We start from the raw sequence: 14,911 nt of genomic DNA on the forward strand, positions 1-14,911 counted from the left end.
TCGCCGCGAGTACTTCGACCTTCTTCTGTTGCTCGGCAAGCAGTTTCGTCCCGGCTCCCCGGCGATCACGGAACCATTGTTCGACGTCTCCGAAACGGGTGGTGTCGAACAGTCGCTCGAGCAGCCTGCCGCGCTCCTCGCTGCCTGCGCGCAGGAACCGGGCGAAATCGCCCTGCGGCAGAAGCACCACCTGGAAGAACTGTTCGGCGCTCATTCCCAGCAGCGACTTGACGACATCGCCGATCTCCGGGATCCGCGACAGGTTCTCCCCCGAACCGTCGAGCCACGTGAGAGTGGCTTTGGCCTGTTGCTTGATCGTGCCGGTGCCGCGCAGCTTCGGGCGCTCGAACTCGGGGCTGCGTTCGATACACAGCCGGCGACCCGCGATGGTCGCTTCGAGCCGGACCTTCGGCACCGCACCTACACGCGCGTGGTCGGACAGCAACCGACGGCCGTCGGCACGCGCCCCGGGGACGGTGCCGTAGAGCGCGAATGCGACCGCGTCGAGGATCGACGTCTTACCCGCGCCCGTCCGACCGTGCAGCAGGAACAGGCCGTCGGCGCCGAGTTCGTCGAAGTCGATCTCGACGGTCTCGGCGAACGGACCGAAGGCCGCGATCTCGAGGTGGTGCAGTCTCATGCCGACACGTCCGTTCGCCACGACGCGCCGTTCTCGTCGCCGATACCGCGACGGCGGTCGACCTCCCTCAGCGCGTCGTCGATCCAGTCGCGCTCGCGCTCGGACGGTTCGGAACGCACATCGGTGAGGAACGACGCGGCGATGTCGCGGTCGCTGCGCCCGCGCACCTTGTCGCGATAGCTGCCCTCCGTGGACCCGGCCGGTCGCTGCCATTCGACATGCACGGCACAGGGGAACCGCTCCTGCAGGCGACGCATGGCATCGAGCGGGCGGATCGCGTCGGTCAGCACCGCGGAGACGTAGTGATCCTCGACCCCGGCATGCGCCGGATCGGCGAGCAGATCGTCGAGTTCGCCTTCGAGACGGGTGAGTTCGCGGATCACCGGAAGGTCGACACGCTCGACGGACGCCGCACCGGATGCGTCGAGATCGACGACGAACACCGCCTTGCGGTGCGAGCGCTCGCCGAAGGAGTACGGCAACGGGGATCCCGAATACCGGACCGTCTCGCTCACCGTCTGAGGAGAGTGCAGATGACCGAGTGCGACGTAGTCGGCGCCGTCGAACGACGACGCGGCGACCGTCTCGACGCCACCCACGGAGATGGACCGCTCGGAGTCGCTGGGCTCGCCGCCGACGACGAAGGCGTGGGCCAGGACGACGGTGCGGGCGTCGCGACCCGCGGCGTCGGCGTGCACGCGTTCCATCGCCGCGTCGAGGATCTGCTGGTGCGAGCGGGCCTCCGGGACACCGAGCTCGGCCCGGGTGATCTCGGGCTCGAGATACGGGATGCCGTAGAAGCAGACCGGGCCGTGTTCGTCGTGCAGGACGACCGGGCTGCCGATCTGCGACACGCGGGTGATCAGGTGCAGACCGCCGTGCGCTGCGAAGGCGGCCCCCGCCCCGAGCCGGACCGGCGAATCATGGTTGCCGGAGGTGGCGACGATGATCGCCCCCGCTTCGCGGATGGCCTCGAGTCCTGCATTGCACACGGCCACCGCATCGGAACTGGGGATGGACCGGTCGTACACGTCGCCCGGCACGACCACCACGTCGATCCCGCGTTCGGCCACGAGATCGGCGACGGCCCGCAACGCACGCGCCTGGTCGGCGAGCAGGTCGACACCGTGGAAAGTGCGGCCGATGTGCCAATCGGAGGTGTGCAGGATCCGCATGGCACAGACGGTAGAGGAGAGGACCGACATCCCCGGATGTCGGGTGGATGTCGCCTCGATGCGGCATCATCCGCCCCATGACAGCACTCACGGCACTCGGCCTGCTCGTCGCACTCGGTCTCGGGGTGGTGCTCGGCTGGCTGCTCCGAGCCTCCCGCGACGGCGAACGCGCAGTCCGTGCCGAGGCCCGGCTGGCGGCCCTGCGCGACAACGAGGAGCAGTTGCGCCAATCGCTCGCTGCGGTGAGCGAGGACGCCGCCAGGCGGCAGTCCGGTGCCATCGGCGACCAGGTGTCGCGACTCGTCGGCCCGCTGAACGAGGCGGTGGGGGCGCTCGCCCGGCAGGTCGAGCACGTCGAACACAACCGCGTGCACGCCTACGCGGGGTTGAGCGAGCAGGTCGAAGGCATGCACCGCGCGTCGCAGCTGCTGTCCACACGCACCCAGCAGCTGGTCACCGCTCTGCGCGCGCCGCAGGTGCGCGGACGGTGGGGCGAGATCCAGCTCGAACGAGTCGTCGAGCTCGCCGGGATGGTGCGGCACTGCGACTTCGACACCCAGGTGAGCAAGGACGGCATGCGCCCCGACCTGGTGGTCTACCTCGCCGGGGGCAAGCAGATCGTCGTCGACGCGAAGGTGCCCTTCGCCGCCTATCTGGATGCCGCCGAGTCCGAGGATCCCGACGAGCGCGACCGTCACCTCACGCGCCACGCACGGCAGCTGCGCACCCACGTCGACCAGCTGTCGGGCAAGGCCTACTGGGAGTCCTTCGACCCGACGCCCGAGTTCGTCGTGCTGTTCGTGCCGGGCGATCCGTTCCTCGACGCCGCGCTGGGTGCCGATCCCGATCTGCTCGAGCACGCCTTCGCCCGGAACGTCATCCTTGCCACCCCGACCACGCTCGTGGCCCTGCTGCGCACCATCGCCCACACCTGGCGGCAGGAAGCACTCTCCCGCGATGCGGCGACCATCCACCGGCTGGGCCGTGAGCTGTACCAACGGCTCGGTGTGGTGGGTTCGCACCTCGACCGGCTCGGCAACCAGCTCGGCAAGGCGGTCGATTCGTTCAACCTGACGGTCTCGTCGATGGACACCCGGGTGGGAGTGACGGCCCGCAAACTCCACGACCTGGAGATCTTCGACGGCGAGGTGCCCGAGGTCCAGCGTGTCGACGCGTGGCCGCGTCGCAGCACCCTGACAGAACGAGCCGTCGCGGACGGTCCTGTCGACGAAGCGAGCTGACATCGTCACGCTAATGTCTACGTTGTGTCTGCAACCCAACGTGCACGTTCGGCGGTGCCGCTCGACATGCGGTCGTTGGTGCCTACGGTGCCCGGTGTGCCCTGGTGGGGTGCCGTGGCGATCGCAGCCGGAACGACGCTTCTCGGGGTGCTGCTCGACAGCGCACGCGGGAACGAACTGACCACTGCGTTCACCGTCTTCTATGTGCTCGGCTGCCTCGCGGCCGTGGTGGCGGTGCGCTATCGCGGACTGTTCACGGCCATGGCCCAGCCGCCCCTGCTGCTGCTCCTCGCGGTGCCGATCGGTCAGGAGCTCGTCTCCTCCGGCAGCACCGGTGGCTTGAAGGATCTCGCGCTCAACGTCGCCTATCCGCTGGTGAACCGTTTCCCGGCGATGCTGCTGGCAACCGTCCTGGTCTTGGCCATCGGCGGTTTCCGGATCTTCGCGACCCGCCAGAACACCGGGGTGCGGGCCCGGGCGCCGCGCGAGCGCGCGAAGCCGCGTGCCCCGAAGGACCGCCCGTCCCGAGCCGCGGACGACCGTCCGACCAGGCGCGCGACCCGGGGACGACCGTCGACCGCCACCCCGGGCCGGGGGGCGCCGGCCGCGAAGGCGTCGGTCCGGGAGGTCGCCGACACCCGTCCGCGTCGCCGCGCCCGCCCCGAGCCTCCGGCGGCCGAGCAGCCCGCTCCTCGTGCACAGCGTGTCCGCGCCGAAGGATCTGCTCAGCGTGCTCGCGCTTCCCGACCTGCCGATCCGGTGCAGCCGGAGAGGCGCGAGCCGCGGCGCCGTCCGGCACCCGAGCCGGAACCCGGCCGGCCACCCGCACCCGCACCCGCACCCGCACCCACGCAGAGTTACGAGCCCCCGCGTGTGCGGTACCGCGACCGCTACGAGGACTGACCCGCACAACGACGAAGACGACCGGTCACCTGCCGATTCACGGCGGTGACCGGTCGTCTTCGCTTCAGGGACTACCTGTTCAGGAACGACGCGACGCGCGCAGTTCGCGCGGCAGGGCGAACACCAGGGTCTCGTTGGCGGTCGTCACCGACTGCACGTCGTGGAAGCCGCGCTCGTCGAGGAACTGGACGACGCCCTGGACGAGGATCTCGGGGACCGACGCACCCGAGGTGATACCGACGGTCTCGACGCCCTCGAGCCAGGCCGGATCGATCTCCTTGGCGTAGTCGACCAGGTGGGCCGCCCGGGCACCTGCACCGAGGGCCACCTCGACGAGTCGCACGGAGTTGGACGAATTCCGCGACCCCACGACGATCACCAGATCGCACTCGGGCGCCATCGCCTTCACCGCGACCTGCCGGTTCTGGGTGGCGTAGCAGATGTCGTCGCTCGGCGGATCCTGCAGCTGCGGGAACTTCTCGCGCAGGCGCTGCACGGTCTGCATCGTCTCGTCGACGCTCAGGGTGGTCTGGGACAGCCAGATGACCTTCTCCGGGTCGCGCACGGTCACCGAGTCGACGGCGTCGGGGCCGTCGACGAGCTGCACGTGGTCGGGGGCCTCACCTGCGGTTCCCTCGACCTCCTCGTGCCCTTCGTGACCGATGAGGAGGATGTCGAAGTCGTCGCGGGCGAAACGCTTGGCCTCCTGGTGGACCTTCGTCACCAGCGGGCAGGTGGCGTCGATGGTGCGCAGCTGCCGGGCAGCGGCGGATTCGTGGACCGCGGGAGACACACCGTGCGCCGAGAACACGAGGACGGCGCCTTCGGGCACTTCGTCGGTCTCGTCGACGAAGACCACGCCGCGTTCGGCAAGCGTGTCGACGACGTGGCGGTTGTGGACGATCTCCTTGCGGACGTAGATCGGCGCGCCGTACTTGTCGAGCGCTTTCTCGACCGTCTCGACCGCACGATCGACGCCGGCGCAGTAACCGCGTGGCTCGGCGAGCAGAACGCGCTTTCCGGAGGCAGAGGGGCCGGCGGACCGTGTGATCCCGACTTCGAGTGGAACAGGCGCAGACATGCCTCCAGACTACGGGGCGCGTCGGAGAGGGGCTTCCCAGCTCGCAACCGAGGGGCTCACCCGGCTACCAATCACGCCGATCATCGGGCAGTCTTGGGGCATGATCCGTCCACCGTTCCTGGCACGGGTGGCTGCCGGCGTTGCTGTCACCGCGTACGAAGAGACCCTCAAGCTGCCGAGCACAGCCGTGTCGTTGCCGATGACGACGGTGAGCCAGATCCTGCAGACGACGATGCGGGTGCAACAGGTGATGACCTCGCTCGCCATCAAGGGCGACCAGTTCTTCGAGGTCTTCGGAGGAGAGCCCGCCGAGACCGCACAGTGGGCGACCTTCGACGACGACGGCTCCTCCCCGTCGGACGACGCCGCTCCCTCGACGAATGCCGCCTCGAACGGCGCTCCCGGCCGATTCGCCCTGTACTCGATCCCGCCGGAGACCGAGCCCGATGCGCCTGCCGCCGAGACCGCGGTCACACCGGCGAAGTCCGGTGCGGCGACCTCGAAAGCACCCGAGAAGACGGCCGCAGCGGAGAAGGCCGGCACGAAGTCCGCCGCCGAAGGCACGGACACGAAGGTCGCCGACGCCTCCGGAGACCGGTCCGAGATCGTCGAGTACCTCGATTACGACTCGCTGACCCTCGCCCAGTTGCGGGCCCGTCTGCGCACGCTGTCGGTGGACGAACTCACAGCGTTGCTCGACTACGAGAATGCTCACGCCGCGCGTACTCCGTTCGTGACGATGCTGTCGAACCGGATCACCAGCGCGCGTAACAAGTGACGGCCGGACAGAACGCGGGACGACCGAACTCCGCGGAGCAGCCCTGGCCCGTCCGCACCGTCGCCCAGAAGGTCGCCGGGTGGGTCGACAAGCTCGGCACCATCTGGGTCGAGGGTCAGGTCACCCAGATCAACGCCCGTCCCGGCACCCGGACGGCGTTCCTGACCTTGCGCGACCCGTCGGTGGACATGTCCCTGCAGGTGACCTGCTCACCGCAGCTCCTGCAGCAGTCGGGGGTGCCGATCACCGAGGGCAGCCGCGTGATCATGTTCGGGAAGATGACCTTCTGGCCCGGTCGCGGCAGCCTCGCGCTGCGGGTCACCGAGATCCGGGCCGTCGGCATCGGGGAGCTGCTCGCGCGCCTCGAGCGGCTGCGCGCGTTGCTCGCCGCCGAGGGCCTGTTCGACCCGCGGTTGAAACGACCCTTGCCGTTCCTGCCGCGCCGCGTCGGCCTGGTCACCAGCCGCGGCAGCGCAGCCGAACGCGACGTGCTGTCGGTCGCGCAGCGTCGCTGGCCGGCCGTGCGGTTCGACGTTCGCCACGCGACGGTGCAGGGCCCCACCGCGGTCACACAACTCATCGAGGCTCTCGAGGCGCTCGACAGCGATCCGGACGTCGACGTGATCGTTCTTGCCCGTGGCGGTGGCAGCGTCGAGGATCTGCTGCCGTTCTCCGACGAAGCGCTGTGCCGCGCGATCGCCGCATGCACGACCCCCGTGGTCAGCGCGATCGGCCACGAGCCCGACAGTCCGTTGTGCGATCACGTCGCCGACCTGCGGGCCGCGACCCCCACCGATGCCGCGAAGCGCGTCGTGCCCGATGCCGTCGCCGAACTCGATCTGGTCGACGAGCTGAGGGCGCGGTCGGCGGCCGCGCTGCGCAACTGGGTGCGCCGGGAGGAACACGTCATCGCGCAGATGCGCGAGCGTCCCGTCCTGGCCGATCCGTTCCGCGACCTCGACCGGCGATACGAGGAGCTCGAGCGGCTGCAGCAGGCGGCACGACGCGACGTCACCCGGCTGATCTCGTCGGAGTCGTCGACGCTCGAACATCTGCGGGCGCGGCTGGGGACCCTCGGCCCCGCGGCGACCCTGGCGCGTGGCTACGCCGTGGTCCAGCGGATCGTGCCGGGCAGCGACCCGGAGGTGGTACGCACACTCGGCGAGATGCCGATCGGCACCCAGCTGCGGGTGCGGGTTGCGGACGGCGCGGCCCGCGCCGCCGTCATGGGACACGAACGACAAGGAAGACAGGAACAGTGACGAACGCGGGAACCGACGACGCGAACGCCGATGTGCGGGAGTTCGGCTACGAGCGAGCTCGGGACGAACTCGTCAACGTCGTGAAGATGCTCGAACAGGGCGGCCTCGACCTCGACGACTCTCTGCAGCTGTGGGAACGCGGCGAGGCCCTCGCGAAACGCTGCGAGGAGCATCTCGCCGGCGCCCGCGAACGCGTCGAGCAGGCACTCTCGCTCGCGGACGACGAGGACGAAGACGACGAGGACTGACCTCGATCGCCCCGGCCCGGATCAGGGTTCGAGCGGTTCGGCCCTGCCCGCAGCGGTGGCCAGCGCAGTGAGCTCGGCCTCGTCGCCGGAGCCGCCGATCAGGATGCGCACGTCGCCGAAGTCGGACACCCAGAGCGCTTCGACTCCCTCGCCGCCGTAGACCACCCAGTCGTGCCCCTCGATCGAGCGGCTGTCGGTGGCGGTGCGGGCTCCCCCGGCGACGAATCGCACCAGCTCGTCCTCACCGGCATCCGACTGGGTGAAACGCACGTAGCGACCCTCCGGAGTGATGAAACCGACGGTGCTCGAATCGCCGCCCTGGTTACCGGAGACGATGCTGCGGCTACCGGAGTTGGGCTGCCAGCCCTCGGGGACCTCGGGATGACGGATGGGGAATGCGAGTTCCGTCGCGTCGTACTTCAGACCGGCATCGATGTCGAAACTCGGCACCGGGCCCGCTGTGGGTCCGCCGGGCTTGAACTCGCACTGGCTGGCGATCGCGGCGATGAACAGAATCAGCACGAGCAGCGGGATCAACGACCACGCCATATCGCGACCGTCTTGCAGGATGCGAGGTTTCTTGGATGCCACCCGTCCAGTCTGACAGCTGCGGAACAGGCATGTTCAGGCCGGGCGGGTCCGACAGCCCACACCATCGGCCGTGATGAGACAATAACCGTGCGACACACACGGATCGTGCGGACGCCCTCGGCGACCGCTCCCTCTGCCGGCGCAACCCGCGTCGACCGAAAGTCTCCAGGAGGCAGTAGCCCATGACGGCCAGCACCCCACGCCGCGAAGCGCCGGACCGCAACCTCGCACTCGAACTGGTCCGCGTCACCGAGGCCGCGGCGATGGCGGCCGGCCGGTGGGTCGGGCGCGGCGACAAGGAAGGCGGCGACGGCGCCGCGGTCGACGCGATGCGCCACATGGTCAGCTCCGTGTCGATGCAGGGTGTCGTCGTGATCGGTGAGGGCGAGAAGGACGAAGCGCCCATGCTCTACAACGGCGAGGAGGTCGGCAACGGCGACGGTCCGCTGTGCGACGTCGCGGTCGACCCGATCGACGGCACGACACTCATGTCGAAGGGTGCTCCCGGCGCGATCGCGGTGCTCGCCGTGGCCGAGCGCGGTGCGATGTTCGACCCGTCCGCCGTGTTCTACATGGAGAAGATCGCCGTCGGTCCCGAGGCCGCCGACGTCATCGACATCACCGCTCCGATCGCGGAGAACATCCGCCGCGTCGCGAACGCGAAGAACATCGCGCATGCCGACCTGACCGTGACGATCCTCGATCGTCCGCGCCACGCGCAGATCATCAAGGAGGTGCGTGAGGCGGGTGCCCGCATCCGTCTGATCTCCGACGGCGACGTCGCCGGTGCGATCGCCGCTGCACGTCCGGGTTCGGGTGTCGACATGCTGCTCGGCATCGGCGGTACCCCCGAGGGCATCATCGCCGCAGCCGCGATGCGCTGCATGGGCGGCGCACTGCAGGGTCGCCTGGCGCCGAAGGACGACGCCGAGCGTCAGAAGGCGATCGACGCCGGACACGATCTCGATCGCGTCCTGACCACCACCGATCTCGTCACGGGCGAGAACATCTTCTTCTGCGCGACCGGCGTCACCGACGGCGAGCTGCTCCGCGGTGTCCGCTACTCCGCGGGTGGCGCGGAGACGCAGTCGATCGTGATGCGCAGCAAGTCGGGCACGGTGCGCATGATCGAGGCGTACCACCGTCTGCAGAAGCTCAGTGAGTTCTCGTCCATCGACTTCCACGGTGTCGCCGGCTCGCCGCCTCCCATGCCCTGATCGCCACCGATCGCTCCCGAGGAGGGGCACTGCCACGAGTTCTCGTCGCAGTGCCCCTCCTCGTTCGTTCCGGCGGCATAACGTGGAGGACATGACCGACACCGAACAGTCTTCTCAGCAGTTCCGTATCGAACGCGACACGATGGGCGAGGTCCAGGTTCCGGTCGACGCCTTGTGGCGCGCCCAGACGCAGCGCGCCGTGGAGAACTTCCCGATCTCGGGGCGCGGACTCGAACGCGCACAGATCCGCGCGCTCGGTCTGCTCAAGAGCGCCTGCGCCCGGGTGAACAAGGACCTGGGTCTGCTCGATCCGGAGAGGGCCGATGCGATCATCGCCGCCGCCGATGCGATCGCCGCCGGCGAATACGACGACCAGTTCCCGATCGACGTCTTCCAGACCGGTTCGGGCACGAGTTCGAACATGAACACCAACGAGGTCATCGCCTCACTCGCCGCGAAGGCCGGGGTCACGGTCCACCCCAACGACGACGTGAACATGTCGCAGTCGTCGAACGACACTTTCCCCACCGCGACGCATGTCGCTGCGACCGAGGCGACGGTCAAGGACCTGATCCCTGCCCTCGAGCACCTGCACGGAGCCCTCGCCGGGAAGGCGAAGGAGTGGCGCACCGTCGTCAAGTCCGGCCGCACCCATCTGATGGATGCGGTCCCGGTGACCCTGGGCCAGGAATTCGGTGGATACGCCCGTCAGATCGAGGCCGGGATCGAACGTCTGCGTGCGACACTCCCCCGCCTCGGCGAACTGCCGATCGGTGGCACCGCGGTCGGCACGGGACTCAATGCGCCGGCGGATTTCGGTCCGCGCGTAGTGGCCGTGCTCGTCGAGACCACCGGACTCGAGGATCTGCAGCGGGCCCGCGACAGCTTCGAGGCGCAGGCCGCACGTGACGCCCTGGTCGAGGTCTCCGGTGCGCTGCGCACCGTCGCCGTGTCGCTGACGAAGATCGCCAACGACATCCGCTGGATGGGATCCGGTCCGCTCACCGGCCTGGCCGAGATCCGGCTCCCCGATCTGCAGCCCGGCAGCTCGATCATGCCGGGTAAGGTCAATCCCGTTCTCCCCGAAGCGGTTACCCAGGTCGCCGCGCAGGTCGTGGGCAACGACGCCACCGTGGCGTGGAGCGGTGCGGCGGGAGCCTTCGAACTCAACGTCTACATTCCGGTCATGGCGCGGAACGTCCTCGAGTCGATTCGGCTGCTCGCCAACGTCTCCCGGCTGTTCGCCGATCGCTGCATCACCGGGCTGGTCGCGAACGTCGAACATCTGCGCACGCTGGCGAAGTCGTCGCCGTCGATCGTCACTCCCCTCAACTCGGCGATCGGCTACGAGGAGGCCGCGGCCGTCGCCAAGGAGGCTCTGAAGGAGAAGAAGACGATCCGTCAGGCCGTCGTGGACCGCGGCCTCGTCGGCGACCGTCTGAGCGAGGAGGAACTGGACCGTCGCCTCGACGTCCTGGCGATGACGCGGGTGGACGAGGAGTCCTGACCCGCAGAGTTCCGACCGACCGTCCCCGTCTGCATTCGCTACGAATTCGGCCATCCGCTACAGCAACTTGCTGTAGCGGATGGCGAAGACGTGAGCGAACAGCGAGGGGTCACCGACCCGAGCCGGTTGGTCCGGAAGTCACCTCACTCCTGGACCACCTCGGTCCCGGCTCGGGGCGACCAGGTGATGTACCCGAACTGGAAGTTGCTCCTCGCACCGTCGGCGTTCTTTTCCTCGTCACTGATCGGGAAGCCCAGGTCGCCACCGGCACCGCCCGCGGCCTCCCAGGCCGTGCGGATCTCACCCCACACGATGTGGGAATCGGTATCGGGACTCCACGCGATGATGCCGCCCTCGAACTCCGCGACGTAGCCGTCGCCGACCTCCTCCTGCTCACCGGTCGCCGCACCGAGGGGGCTCGACGCACCACCGACCTCGTTGTACTTCTGCAGGATGGGTCCGCTGAGTTCGACCTGCTCACCGCCCGGACCGGGCACGGCGCTGGACTGATCCGCTGCGGGTTCCGAGGCCTCGGGCGAATCGTCGCCCTGTGTGATCGATTCGACGGCGCTCTGCGCCCCGGACGCCACGCCCTCCGCGGCAGACTGGACCGCGCTGGTCGCGCTGCCCACCGTATCCTCCGCCGATTGGTCGTCGCTGCAGCCTGCGACGACCAGTCCGACCGCCGCCGCGGCCGCCACCAACGCCGCTCTGCGTCGGGGAATTCGCTTCATCGGTTCGCTCCTGTCGCTGTGAGGACGGGTACCTGATGTCAGGGTGCCCGACTCGCCCGCGACACAACCCGGTTTCGGGCGATTCTGTGGCATGCGCGAATCCGGTTCCACCACCGGTCCGTGCCCGTTACCATGCGACGCAGCCGACGCCGAGGAGAGCGATGAGCACACCGACCGCCACCGGACAGAACGCCGTCGCGACGGTGACCGACTTCCTGGAGGCGACGGCCGCGGAGGACATCGACCGCGCCGCCTCGCTGATCACCGACGACATCGCGTGGCACAACACCTGGCTCCCCACCATCCGCGGCGCTTCCCGGGTGCGGCAGATCCTCGCCGGTCTCGCACGACCTGCGGTGGGATTCGGTGTCGTCGTCCATCACATCGCGGCCGACGGCGACACCGTGCTCACCGAGCGCACCGACATCCTGCGCTTCGGCCCGGTGCGCATCGAGTTCTGGGTGTGCGGCACCTTCGAGTTACGCGACGGACGGATCGCCGTGTGGGACGACCACTTCGACGTCCTCACCTTCCTCCGCGGCACCGCCGTGGGGGTACTGCGCGCCGTACTACGTCGTTCCTGATCGTCGACGCCCGCATAGAATCCGTTCGTCACCGAACCGTTCGGTGACGGATCAGCAGGGAGCGATGACATGTCCGACGCCGAGCACACTCCGGGATTCACGACGGGTCTGGAGATCCGGCGCGAAGTGATGGGTGACGACTTCGTCGAGCGAGCGTTCGAACGCTCCCGCGGCACCGACTCCGAGGCGATGCAGGAATTCGTCACCGAACATGCCTGGGGTGCCGTGTGGTCGCGCCCCGGTCTCGACCGGCGCAGCCGCAGCCTGCTCAACCTCGGCATGCTCATCGCGTTGCGTGCCGAGAACGAGTTGCGCGGCCATGTCCGCGGAGCGCTGCGCAACGGGCTCGGCCGCGCGGAGATCGTCGAATCCGTCATCCACTGCTCGGCGTACTGCGGTGCCCCCGCCGGACTCGCCGCGATGCGCGTGGTCCAGGAAGTCCTCGAGGCCGAACTCGGCCCCCTCTCCGAGAAGACCGCCTCCGACGAGGCCTGACGACGACGGCGCGCCCGGCGGGATGCCGGACGCGCCGTTCGATCGCGCTCGGGGTTCAGGCGCCCGGAGCGAACTCCTCGAGCATCTCCGTCACCAGCGCCGCGATCGGCGAGCGCTCACTGCGCGTGAGCGTGACGTGTGCGAACAACGGATGCCCCTTGAGTTTCTCGATGACCGCCGCGACACCGTCGTGCCGGCCGACACGCAGGTTGTCGCGCTGGGCGACGTCGTGGGTGAGCACGACGCGCGATCCCGCACCGAGCCGCGACAGGACGGTGAGCAGCACGTTGCGTTCGAGCGATTGCGCCTCGTCGACGACGACGAACGAATCGTGCAGCGACCGGCCACGAATGTGCGTGAGCGGCAGCACTTCCAGCATTCCGCGGCTGAGCACCTCTTCGAGCACCGCCGGACTGGCGAGTCCTTCGAGGGTGTCGAAGACCGCCTGGCCCCACGGATTCATCTTCTCGGCCTCCGTACCCGGAAGATAGCCGAGTTCCTGCCCGCCGACCGCGTAGAGCGGCCGGAAGACCACCACCTTGCGGTGGGTTCGTCTTTCCAGGACGGCTTCGAGTCCGGCCGTCAGTGCCAGCGCGGACTTTCCGGTTCCGGCCTTGCCGCCGAGGGAGACGATGCCGACGGATTCGTCGAGCAGCAGGTCGAGGGCGACGCGCTGTTCGGCGGAGCGTCCGTGCAGTCCGAACGCCTCCCGGTCGCCGCGGACGAGCTGCACCCGCTTGTCGGCGGTGACCCGGCCGAGTGCGCTGGAGGAACCGCCGAGGAGCCTGATCCCCGTGTGGCACGGCAGATCCCGAGCGTCGTCGATGTCGACGATGCCCTCGGAGAACATCTCGTCGATGAGCTCCCGATCGACCTCGAGTTCGGTCATGCCCGTCCATCCCGAGATCACCACGTCCTGGGCGTGGTACTCGTCGGCGTCGAGGCCGACGGCCCCGGCCTTGACGCGTAACGGGATGTCCTTGCTGACGAGCACCACGTCGCGTCCCTCGGTGGCCAGGTTCAGGGCGCACGCGAGGATGCGGGAGTCGTTGGTGTCGGTGCGGAATCCGGCGGGCAGGACCATCGGATCGGTGTGGTTGAGCTCCACGTGCAGGGTGCCCCCCTCGTCCCCGATGGGGATGGGCTGATCGAGGCGTCCGTGCCGCTGCCGCAGGTCGTCGAGCAGCCGGAGGGATTCGCGGGCGAACCAGCCGAGTTCGTGGTGGTGCCGCTTGCCTTCGAGTTCGCCGATCACCACCAGCGGAAGGACGACTTCGTGCTCGGCGAACCTGGTGACCGCCCAAGGGTCGGAGAGCAACACAGAAGTGTCCAGCACGTAGGTGCGTACAGCGGGTTCTTTCGCAGCGGCAGGACCGGAACGGGTGGGGACGGAGCGTGTTGCGTTCACGTGGGGCTCCTCGGCCCGGACGGCACCGTCCGGACGTATTCGGTGGGCCGGTGGGTCCCCGGTGTCGTCACGACCACGGAGGCCCGGTGCCGGCCCCCTCGTTCGGACTGTGTCAGCCACACGATCAGGGACCTCCCGTGTAGTCGGCACCTGCGCCGCCTACACCCCAGACGCTAACGCCGATCCGGACGATTCGCTCGCTGGTGGAGTATGCGTGTCGGTGAAGTTTCCGTAAACGTCGTCTCGGGAGTGTTCGTGCGCCTCAGAGGTATGCACGAACGTCGTCGATCCGACCCCGCTCGCCGGGGTCGGATCCGCCGAAATCCGGATTCGGGTCAGCGCAGCGACGCGGTGAGTTCTTCGGCCTCGCGGTCGCGGCAGCGCGCCGACGCGACGATCGATTCGATCAGTGCGTTCGTGGTCTCGACGCGGCCGACCCGCTTCGCGACGTACTGCAGCGCCGTGAGGTGCTCGTCGCGGGAGAAGTCGGCGGTGGCGTCGAGGGCCATGAACGGTGCCACGTCGCTCATGAAGGCGTCGGCGGCGCTGAGCATGCAGCCCATGTGGGCGTAGACACCGGTGACGATCAGCTGGTCGCGGCCGTTGTGCGCGAGCAGCTGACGGAAATCGGTGCGCTGGAACGCCGAGTACCGCCACTTGGTGACCTGGATGTCGTCCGGGCCGGGGGTGAGTTCGTCGATGACCTCGGTGTCGCGACCGGTGCTCAGGCCGACGCCCCAGAAGTCGGCGAGGATGCCGCGACGCGACGGATGCTGGTCGCCGGGCTGCATGGTGTAGACGACGGGGATACCGGCGGCCAGGCACGCTTCGCGGAGGCGGACGATGTTGGGTACCACGGTCGCGAGCGGCTCGGCGTCGCACCGGTAGGCGTCGATGAAGTACTTCTGCATGTCGTGGACGAGCAGTGCGCAGCGGGACGCATCGAGCGTCCAGTCCACCCGAGCAGCGGGAATCTCGTCGCCGGTGGGCAACTCGTACGGATCGATGCTCGGGATGGCCATGCGACTTCCTTCTGCTGGTCGGGGT

General features: G+C 68.7%; 16 protein-coding genes. 9 read left to right on the top strand and 7 right to left on the bottom strand.

What is annotated here, in order from left to right; all coding sequences use genetic code 11:
• Nucleotides 1-640, bottom strand: a 640-nt coding sequence (locus A8G18_RS15620; protein ID WP_157100857.1) for an AAA family ATPase, incomplete at its 3' end; no start/stop codon positions are given.
• Nucleotides 637-1,815: an exonuclease SbcCD subunit D gene (locus A8G18_RS15625; protein WP_064064707.1), complete on the bottom strand. Its 1,179-nt coding sequence runs from the start codon at nucleotides 1,813-1,815 to the stop codon at nucleotides 637-639. The genes A8G18_RS15620 and A8G18_RS15625, both read right to left, overlap by 4 nt.
• Nucleotides 1,816-1,892: 77 nt before the next feature.
• On the opposite strand from A8G18_RS15625, the gene A8G18_RS15630 reads away from it, so the two are divergent.
• Together A8G18_RS15630 and A8G18_RS15635 are read left to right on the top strand one after the other, a co-directional pair.
• Nucleotides 1,893-3,056 (top strand): DNA recombination protein RmuC, encoded by a 1,164-nt coding sequence (locus A8G18_RS15630; protein WP_016933348.1) that lies wholly within the window; start codon nucleotides 1,893-1,895, stop codon nucleotides 3,054-3,056.
• 54 nt (nucleotides 3,057-3,110) lie between these two features.
• Nucleotides 3,111-3,959: a DUF6542 domain-containing protein gene (locus A8G18_RS15635; RefSeq protein WP_064064588.1), complete on the top strand. Its 849-nt coding sequence runs from the start codon at nucleotides 3,111-3,113 to the stop codon at nucleotides 3,957-3,959.
• A gap of 79 nt (nucleotides 3,960-4,038) precedes the next feature.
• On the opposite strand, the gene A8G18_RS15640 is transcribed toward A8G18_RS15635, so the two are convergent.
• Nucleotides 4,039-5,040, bottom strand: a complete 1,002-nt coding sequence (locus tag A8G18_RS15640; protein WP_064064589.1) for a 4-hydroxy-3-methylbut-2-enyl diphosphate reductase — start codon at nucleotides 5,038-5,040, stop codon at nucleotides 4,039-4,041.
• A 100-nt stretch (nucleotides 5,041-5,140) separates the two neighbouring features.
• Between A8G18_RS15640 and A8G18_RS15645 the strand changes: the two genes are divergently transcribed.
• The 3 genes from A8G18_RS15645 to A8G18_RS15655 are packed head-to-tail and all read left to right on the top strand — an operon-like array spanning nucleotide 5,141 to nucleotide 7,328.
• A complete protein-coding gene (locus tag A8G18_RS15645; protein ID WP_064064590.1) occupies nucleotides 5,141-5,818 on the top strand; it encodes a lipid droplet-associated protein in 678 nt (225 codons plus the stop codon).
• Entirely contained in the window at nucleotides 5,815-7,080 is a 1,266-nt protein-coding gene (gene xseA, locus A8G18_RS15650; protein ID WP_064064591.1) for an exodeoxyribonuclease VII large subunit, read from the top strand. The genes A8G18_RS15645 and xseA overlap by 4 nt, the downstream gene beginning before the upstream one ends.
• Nucleotides 7,077-7,328, top strand: a complete 252-nt coding sequence (locus tag A8G18_RS15655) for an exodeoxyribonuclease VII small subunit (RefSeq protein WP_016933353.1) — start codon at nucleotides 7,077-7,079, stop codon at nucleotides 7,326-7,328. Before xseA ends, A8G18_RS15655 begins: the two co-directional genes overlap by 4 nt.
• 21 nt (nucleotides 7,329-7,349) lie before the next feature.
• Here A8G18_RS15655 and A8G18_RS15660 read toward each other — a convergent pair whose 3' ends face one another.
• Nucleotides 7,350-7,919 (bottom strand): DUF4245 domain-containing protein, encoded by a 570-nt coding sequence (locus A8G18_RS15660; RefSeq protein WP_084421853.1) that lies wholly within the window; start codon nucleotides 7,917-7,919, stop codon nucleotides 7,350-7,352.
• A gap of 182 nt (nucleotides 7,920-8,101) precedes the next feature.
• Here A8G18_RS15660 and glpX point away from each other — a divergent pair, with 182 nt between their 5' ends.
• Together glpX and A8G18_RS15670 are read left to right on the top strand one after the other, a co-directional pair.
• Nucleotides 8,102-9,136, top strand: a complete 1,035-nt coding sequence (gene glpX, locus A8G18_RS15665; protein ID WP_064064593.1) for a class II fructose-bisphosphatase — start codon at nucleotides 8,102-8,104, stop codon at nucleotides 9,134-9,136.
• Nucleotides 9,137-9,227: 91 nt separating this feature from the next.
• Nucleotides 9,228-10,643: a class II fumarate hydratase gene (locus A8G18_RS15670; protein WP_064064708.1), complete on the top strand. Its 1,416-nt coding sequence runs from the start codon at nucleotides 9,228-9,230 to the stop codon at nucleotides 10,641-10,643.
• 143 nt (nucleotides 10,644-10,786) lie between these two features.
• Here A8G18_RS15670 and A8G18_RS15675 read toward each other — a convergent pair whose 3' ends face one another.
• A complete protein-coding gene (locus A8G18_RS15675; RefSeq protein ID WP_245207897.1) occupies nucleotides 10,787-11,377 on the bottom strand; it encodes an LGFP repeat-containing protein in 591 nt (196 codons plus the stop codon).
• 161 nt (nucleotides 11,378-11,538) lie between these two features.
• Here A8G18_RS15675 and A8G18_RS15680 point away from each other — a divergent pair, with 161 nt between their 5' ends.
• On the top strand, nucleotides 11,539-11,961 hold the full coding sequence (locus A8G18_RS15680) for a limonene-1,2-epoxide hydrolase family protein (RefSeq protein WP_064064595.1): 423 nt from the start codon (nucleotides 11,539-11,541) through the stop codon (nucleotides 11,959-11,961).
• 69 nt (nucleotides 11,962-12,030) lie between these two features.
• Nucleotides 12,031-12,456 (top strand): carboxymuconolactone decarboxylase family protein, encoded by a 426-nt coding sequence (locus tag A8G18_RS15685; protein ID WP_064064596.1) that lies wholly within the window; start codon nucleotides 12,031-12,033, stop codon nucleotides 12,454-12,456.
• 55 nt (nucleotides 12,457-12,511) lie between these two features.
• On the opposite strand, the gene phoH2 is transcribed toward A8G18_RS15685, so the two are convergent.
• Both phoH2 and A8G18_RS15695 read right to left on the bottom strand, forming a co-directional pair.
• On the bottom strand, nucleotides 12,512-13,864 hold the full coding sequence (gene phoH2, locus A8G18_RS15690; RefSeq protein WP_081494094.1) for an RNA 5'-3' helicase PhoH2: 1,353 nt from the start codon (nucleotides 13,862-13,864) through the stop codon (nucleotides 12,512-12,514).
• A 335-nt stretch (nucleotides 13,865-14,199) separates the two neighbouring features.
• Nucleotides 14,200-14,886 (bottom strand): isochorismatase family protein, encoded by a 687-nt coding sequence (locus A8G18_RS15695; protein ID WP_064064597.1) that lies wholly within the window; start codon nucleotides 14,884-14,886, stop codon nucleotides 14,200-14,202.
• Between the last annotated feature and the right edge of the window lie 25 nt (nucleotides 14,887-14,911).

Origin of the sequence: Rhodococcus gordoniae, assembly GCF_001646655.1 — a bacterium.
Classification (GTDB): domain Bacteria; phylum Actinomycetota; class Actinomycetes; order Mycobacteriales; family Mycobacteriaceae; genus Rhodococcus; species Rhodococcus gordoniae.